Origin of the sequence: Nocardia stercoris (genome assembly GCF_003696265.1) — a bacterium.
In the GTDB taxonomy this organism is placed as follows: domain Bacteria; phylum Actinomycetota; class Actinomycetes; order Mycobacteriales; family Mycobacteriaceae; genus Nocardia; species Nocardia stercoris.
Genome location: NZ_RFFH01000042.1, coordinates 1 through 4,220 on the forward strand (window position 1 = coordinate 1; position 4,220 = coordinate 4,220).

A 4,220-nucleotide genomic window follows, 5' to 3' on the forward strand; every position below is an offset into this window, starting at 1 on the left:
AATTGAATCCAAACCGTGGGGTAAACGCGGGGTTGGCTGAATAAAAACAGGTCAGGCCCGGCAGTATACCGGGCCTGACCTGCATCAATGGGTGGAGCTAAGGGGACTCGAACCCCTGACCCCCACAACGAGAGTCATGAGACTCCTCGGTCTGGCGCTGTCGCTACATTCGGCACCGACACCGATGACCATCTCCGCGACGACACCGGACGTGGCCGGATCAATCGCTCACAAACCCACGAATCATGTTCGGCGACAACGGAAGTACCGTGTTCGACAAGGAAGCCCCCGTCGAGACCGACTGTACAGCTTCCCCACCGGGCGACCCCGGAAGAGCACCACATCGGACACTCAACCTCATTGCCGGGCGGTCAGGACGTCAAGTAGATCGGCGGCCGAGCGGCGACCCTGACGACCGAGACAGTCCCTGGTGCTCGAGCAGGGAGAATGGCGTAATGACAGACGATGGCCCGCGAGCAGACCTCGCTCGGTCGCCCGACGCCGGCACCGCATCGGCGACGAAAGCGTGGGGTAACCGTGGGGCCAGCTCGAGTCTGTATCCACACCGTCTCGACCCGGCACACGACGCCAGCCGTGCGTGATGCGCGGTGCACGGGGTTCACAGATCCCACGTTGGCTCTCAGCTCGATGCGGTCCGCTCGTTCCAGACGGATCGGCAGGCTCGCAGGTCGCCCTGTCCCATCGCAACGTCCCAGTGGTCAACGGCGGCTACCACGAGTAGTGAACGACCTGCGGTGCCCGGTGCCAGGTCCGCAACTCCGCCTGGTCACGGTTGTCGGCGTGGACCACAATCATCGGCGCGAGCCACGGCGGTTTCGAATACCTCACCCAGGCACTCGATTTCGTCGCCACCGGCGTGGTGACACCGATGGTCGAGCCCCATCCGCTGATAAACGCCGCCGACGCCTACGAACGCGTGGCCAGGCAGCGCGGTCCGGTTCCGCGCCGTGATCACCTACTGCGATCGGCGGATTCGGCTGCCGGCCGGAAGCCGCCAATCGCCTGTTCGAGCAGCTCGGCGAGCCGCAGTGGAGTGCGATCTTCGAACATCGGGCCGATGAGCTGGACGCCGACCGGCAGTCCTTCGAGGGAGTGGCCGGCAGGGATAGCGGTGGCGGGGAGTCCGGGCATGGTGGCCAGTCCGGGCCAGAGGGAGTGGTCGAGGTAGGGGTGTTCGAGGCCGTCGATGTCGATCCGGCGTGCTCGACGGTCGGGGTTGTGGTCGTGTGGGAACGCGGGGGTCGGCGCGATCGGGCACACCACGGCGTCGAATTCGGCGAAGAACCGTCGCCAGCTGTGGCGGTGCTGTTCGCGGCGGATGTCTGTTTCGAGCCACTCGCGGTGACTCATGACCGTGCCGCGCAGCCGTGCCGCGTCGAGACCGCGATCGTCCGCGCCGAGTTCGGCGGCGGAGGTGCGCAGCCGCTCGTACACCTCGAGTGGAATGCGTGCGGCGGCATGGGAAGTTAGCAGCTGCGCGTAGAGGATCGCGGCGTCAACCGGATCGGGCAGCAGCGGGCTGTGCTGTTCGACGCGGGCCCCCGCATCGGCGAGCGCGCCGCCCACCCGGTGCACGGCGGCCCGCACCGCGGAACCGGTGGGGAGGAACGGATGTTCGTCGAGTACCAGGACTCGGAAGTCGGCGAGTCGGCGGTGGCGAGCCGGTGGCAGGCGCATCGCGTAGGCGAGGCCGTGGGTCGATGGGTCCGGTCCGGCCATGACCTCCAGCAGCGTGGTGAGATCGCGGGCGGTGCGGGCCATCGGACCGCAGACCGCCATCTCGCCGTCGATCGGGAGCGCCGGTGCGGGAGGTGGCACCATCCCGCGGGTCGCCACCAACCCGAATGTCGGCTTGTGCGCGTAGATTCCGCAGCAGTGGGCGGGGTTGCGCAGTGAGCCCGCCAGATCGGAGCCCAGCGACAGGGCACCGAATCCCGCTGCCAGCGCCGCCGCCGAGCCGCCGGACGAGCCCCCGGCCGTGCGAGTGGGGTCCCACGGATTGGCGGTGGTGCCGTAGAGCTCGTTGTAGCTCTGCCAGTCCCGCAGCATGAGCGGCACGTTGGTCTTGCCGAGAACGACCGCGCCGGCGGCCTTCACCCGCGCCACCGCCACCGCGTCCTCGGCGGGCAGGTAGTTCGCGTACTGCGGCATCCCCCAGGTCGTCGGCAGTCCGGCGATGTCGTAGGACTCCTTGACCGTGACCGGAATTCCGAGCAACGGCAGGTCCGCACCGCGAGCGCGGGCCTGGTCGGCCCGGCGGGCGGCGGCCCGCGCGCGGTCGAAGTCCGGCACGCAGATCGCGTTGATCATCGTGTCGTCCCGCTCGATTCGCGCGATCGCCTCATCGGTCAGTTCCACCGAGGTCACCGTGCCGGCCCGCAGGGCGGATGAGAGTTGTTCTGCCGAAAGGTAACTGGACTCCATAGCTTCGACCCTACCCGACTCGATCGTTTGTTGAGCAAAGCTCAAATAGCTGCTACGTTGAATTTTAGCTTAGTTCAAACCTTGTGAGGAGATGCCGTGCCTATCGTTGTGGCGCTTGCCGGCCTGTTGCAGTTGCTGCTGGCCGGAATGTTCGTAATCATGCTCGTCGCGTACCGCACCGCCGGGCCGCGTGCTCAGCGGGCGGTAAACGCGGAGGCGGTGCGGCAGGGTGCGGACCCGCGGGTCCTCGGCGAGCATGGGATCCGGCTCGAAGAAGGCCGGTGGGGGTTCGCCGTGGGCTACGCGATCGCTGCCGTTCTCGTTGTGCTCGCCGCACTCAACCTCTCCGGTAGTGAGATCGGGCGGGTATCGACGTTTGCGGTACAGCCGCTGGTGCTGCTCGGCGTCGGTTACGTGACCACGATCCAGGTGTTCGCTGTTCCGGTGACGGTGTCGGCGTTCGCGAAGCTCGACGATCCGCGAGTGCAGGGCCTGGACATTCGTTCCGTGCTGCGCGCCGCGGCCGATGCGTTGCCGGCCTGGTACCGGCCGGCGACGGTGCTGCGATGGCTGCTCGCGACCGTTGGCTCACTGGCCGTGATCGGCGCGCTCACGATGCCCGCAGCGGCCGGTTATTTCTCCTGACCGGCGGCCAGCCGGGCTTGCAGTCCATCGAGCACGGTACGCAGTCCGAATTCGAAATCGGTACTGTCGGTGTGGGTTTCGACCGGATCGGGCGAGTCCAGGCGGGCTCGCAGCCGAGGGAACTGTGCAGCGGTCGCGGTGACGAAGGCGAGCGCGTCGTCGTGGCGCGCATCTGCGCCGTCGCCGTCGCGCCGCAACCGTGCCTCCCACGCACGTTGGGCGGCCGAGCCCTGCGCCGCACCGATCACGTACATCAGCACGGTCGCCGCGGCCCGGTCCGCGTCACGACCGGCAAACCCCGCGCCTTCGAACACCTCGAGGCCACATTCGTCGAATCGCGCTTTGCCGGGTCCGTAGATCATATGCGTGCTCATGGCCGCCAGTAACCAGAAGTGCCGGTCGATCATCTCGTGGACTTGATGGGCCAACATCGTTGCCGCCGAACGCCAGTCGGTAGTCGCGGCATCGGGCAACTCGATCTCGTGCCACACCAGATCCGCGGCGAGCGTGACGAGTTCGTCCTTGTTCTTGACGTAGTAGTACATGGCCGTCGCCGCCACCCCCAGCTGGGCGCCGAGCCGGCGGATGTTCAGCCCGGCCACGCCCTGGGCATCGAGCACCTCCACCGCAGCCGTAACTACCTGCTCCCTGGTCAACGTTTCGCGCGGCATCCCGACACCGTACCCAGCGCTACTGCCCCGCCCCGATCTGGCGCCGTTCGACCTCGCAGCTGCGAGCCGCATCATCGCCGCGGCGCTCAGTGGACCCGTCCCCCGACGCTACCGCCCGGCTGCACCACCTCTCCGGTGGGAATGGGCCGTTTCCGCGGAACTGACACTGGTGGTGTTGGACAGCGGCGCGCCGGAACGACATGGAGTAACGCATACACCGTCCGGCATTCAGCTGCACGGCGCAAATTGAATTGAAAACGTGGGGTAAGCGCAGGGCTGGCGGAATAAGACAGGTCAGACCCGGTATCAAACCGGGCCCGACCTGCATTGACGGGTGGAGCTAAGGGGACTCGAACCCCTGACCCCCACACTAGGGTTCACTTCGGTTGTAGACCAAGAACACCCGTCTACTCAAATCCGGATCGAAGATGACCAGCGTTTTTCCTTGCCACTCTTTGG

The 4,220-nt window shown here is 66.7% G+C and carries 3 protein-coding genes; 1 reads left to right on the forward strand and 2 read right to left on the reverse strand.

The genetic code is table 11. The annotated features are described in order from the left end of the window. Positions 1 to 972: 972 nt before the first annotated feature. Complete coding sequence (locus EBN03_RS33435) at positions 973 to 2,445, reverse strand: amidase (RefSeq protein ID WP_122192173.1); 1,473 nt, start codon at positions 2,443 to 2,445, stop codon at positions 973 to 975. A 96-nt stretch (positions 2,446 to 2,541) separates the two neighbouring features. Here EBN03_RS33435 and EBN03_RS33440 point away from each other — a divergent pair, with 96 nt between their 5' ends. Then, positions 2,542 to 3,090 carry a hypothetical protein gene (locus EBN03_RS33440; RefSeq protein ID WP_147471804.1) on the forward strand — a complete coding sequence of 183 codons (549 nt, stop codon included), beginning with the start codon at positions 2,542 to 2,544 and terminating at the stop codon, positions 3,088 to 3,090. Here the strand turns inward: EBN03_RS33440 and EBN03_RS33445 are convergent. Further along, a complete protein-coding gene (locus EBN03_RS33445) occupies positions 3,078 to 3,761 on the reverse strand; it encodes a TetR/AcrR family transcriptional regulator (RefSeq protein ID WP_122192175.1) in 684 nt (227 codons plus the stop codon). The genes EBN03_RS33440 and EBN03_RS33445 overlap by 13 nt on opposite strands. Between the last annotated feature and the right edge of the window lie 459 nt (positions 3,762 to 4,220).

Coding starts and splice junctions, on each gene's coding strand:
- EBN03_RS33435 (WP_122192173.1), bottom strand. CDS start 2,445: ATGGAGTCCAGTTACCTTTCGGCAGAACAACTCTCATCCGCCCTGCGG.
- EBN03_RS33445 (WP_122192175.1), bottom strand. CDS start 3,761: ATGCCGCGCGAAACGTTGACCAGGGAGCAGGTAGTTACGGCTGCGGTG.